Genomic DNA, 2,602 nt, shown 5'->3' with positions numbered 1-2,602 from the left:
TGCGGGCGCAGCTGCCGGCGTCGGCACCCGGTACGGACACGGACACGGATGCGGATGTGGACACGGATATGGATGTGGACACGGATGTGGATGCGGCGTAGACGCCGGTCAGCGCGCCCGCGGGGACCTGTCCGGGGTCCAGGACGACGATGTCGAGGAGGTCCGGGCGCCCGCCCCAGGTGGGCAGCGCCCGGTAGCCCAGGCGCTCGGCCATCGCGCACAGCGTCTCCGGGTCGGGGGCGGGCGCGTCCTGCGGTGCGAGGTCGATGCCCTCGCGGGGGTCGAACAGCGACTGCATGGCCGCGTACTCGTCGTGCACCCGGCGGTTGGGCACCCCGGCCAGGCGCAGCACGGCGGGACGCGCCGTCCGCAGGAGGTGTTCGGCCTCGGCGAGGCCGGCGATGTCCTGGCCCCAGCGCAGGGCGGGCGCGGTGGTGAGGTCGGCGGCCGGCTCGGCGGTGGAGAGCACCGCCTCGTAGCGGTAGCGGGTCAGCTCGTTGTGGTGTCGGCCCCGCTTGACGCGTACGTCGACCGCGCGCACGGCGGGCAGCTCCCGGGCCAGTACGTCGAACAGGGCGGGGGAGAGCAGCAGTTCGCTCTCCGCGGCGACCCGGTGGTCGATGGCGCGGCGCAGTGCCTCCCGGTCGCCCCGGGCGGCGCCCGGGGCGCTCAGCGCGATGCCGGTCTGCAGGCAGCGGGCGAGGTCGAGGTTGCGCAGGTCGCCCAGGAGCAGCGAGCCGCCCGGGGCGAGCAGCGGCAGGACCCGCTCGAGGACGGTACGCAGGCGGGCGAGGTCCGGGAAGTACTGGACCACCGAGTTGACGACGACCGTGTCGAAGTGCCCGGCGGGCAGCCCGCCGGTGTCCTCGGCGCCCCGGCACGCGAGCCGGACCTTGTCCTTCAGGACCGGGTCGGCCTCCACCCGCGCGGTGAGCGCGGCGACGGCGGCGGGGGAGAAGCCGGTGGCCCAGTACTCGTGGACGTCCTCCTCGCGGGCGAGGCGGGCCATCAGCGGCCCGGTGCCCGCACCGATCTCCAGGACCCGGCGGCGCGGCAGTTCACGGATCCGCTCGAGCGTGGCGTTGTGCCACTCCCGCAGCTGCTCCGGCGGGATCGGCAGGGCGTCGTAACTGCTGGTCCAGCCACTGAAGCCGTCATCCGGGCCGACACCATCGGCACCATCGGCACCATCGGCACCATCGGCACCATCGGCGCCGGCGGAACCGGCACCGGCACCGGCGGCACCGGCGTCGTGGAGCGCCTCGCGGAGCTCCTTGCCCCCGGTGGTCCGCGCGTCCTGCCCGGCCGGTGGGACCGTACGGTCGCCCGCGGCGCTTCCGGCGCTTCCGGCGCTTCCGGCGGGTTCGGCGGTCCGGTGCCGGGTGGTGAACGCCGTCGTCCCGGCCGGTCCGTGTGCGTGTGGCAGCCGTTCGGGCGCCCCGGCGGCGAACACCTCGCGCACCCGGCGCGGGCGGCGGGCCCGGCCGCCGGACAGGACGGTGCGCAGCGGCGCGAACGCGGCCGGCCGCTCCCGGGTGATCCGGCCGGACAGAGCGGCCGTCAGGAAGAGCACGGAGATGCTGTGGGCACTCACCGCGTCCTGGAGGCGGTCCGGGTCGCTGACGGTGTCCCTGCCGAGGCCGACCAGCCGGGCGCCCGCGGTGAGGGTCGTCCACACCTCGAAGGCGGCCGTGTCGAAGTCCGGGCCGGCGGCCCGGGCCACCACGTCGGCGGGGGTCAGCCGCGGGCAGTCGGTGCAGCGGACGAAGTCCAGCACCGCGCGGTGCGTCACGACGACGCCCTCAAGGGTGCCGGTGGTGGCGGAGGCGTAGCGGACGCAGACGGCGTCGCCCGGTTCGGCCGTGTGCCCGGGCAGGGCACCGGGGCGCCGGGCGATCTCGGGGGCCTCGGCGTCCAGGTCGACGACCACCGTGTCCAGACCCGCGTAGTCCGCGGCGTCCGCGCCCTCGGTCAGCACCGCGGCGGCCGCGCTGTCCCGCACGATCAGCCGGCGCCGTCCGGCCGGGCCGGCCGGATCGATGGGGACGTAGGCGGCGCCGGCCCGCACGATCCCGAGGAACGCGGTCACCGTCCGCGGACCCGGCCGCAGCGAGGTCACCACCCGGTCGCCGCGGCCGATGCCGCGGGCCCGCAGGTGGGCGGCGAGACGGTTGGCCGAACGGCTCAGCTCCCGGTAGGTGAGGCGGACGCCGCGGCCCTTCGCGTGCCGGGGGTAGTGGACCGCGACGGCGTGGGGACGCTCCTGGACCTGCTGCTCGATGAGTCCGGAGATGGACATCAGCACCCGCTCCTTACGACAGCGCCTTCCGGGGCCTGGCAAAACATTGCCTGAATGTTGGCAATGCCTGGCTGAGGCGGTATCCAGGCACGGTCGAGCGGCACTGGACTCGCAGGTGGTGCGGGCGGACTGCCGCCGGTCCGGCGGCGAGAAGTTGCCAAGCGCGCCCGGAGGCGGACCCCGCCGGCGGGCGAAAGCGGCTGCGCCGCGGGGACGAAGTCCCTTGCGGCACGCCGCTTTCGGGCGGAGGGGGGACGGCAGGGGCCCTCCGGCGGCCGGGCGCACACGGACGCGGTCCGGGCC

1 protein-coding gene is annotated in these 2,602 nt (G+C 75.9%); it reads right to left on the bottom strand.

Features of this window, described 5'->3' with window-relative positions; genetic code table 11:
• Positions 1-2,299: AMP-binding protein (locus tag N4G66_RS45020; RefSeq protein WP_261710129.1), on the bottom strand; the 2,299-nt coding region annotated here is incomplete at its 3' end.
• Positions 2,300-2,602 lie beyond the last annotated feature (303 nt).

The sequence above is a fragment of the Streptomyces rhizosphaerihabitans genome (assembly GCF_025399795.1).
GTDB lineage: Bacteria > Actinomycetota > Actinomycetes > Streptomycetales > Streptomycetaceae > Streptomyces > Streptomyces rhizosphaerihabitans.
The sequence above is the reverse complement of the archived record's forward strand: the minus strand, read 5'-3'. Positions and strand labels throughout refer to the sequence as shown.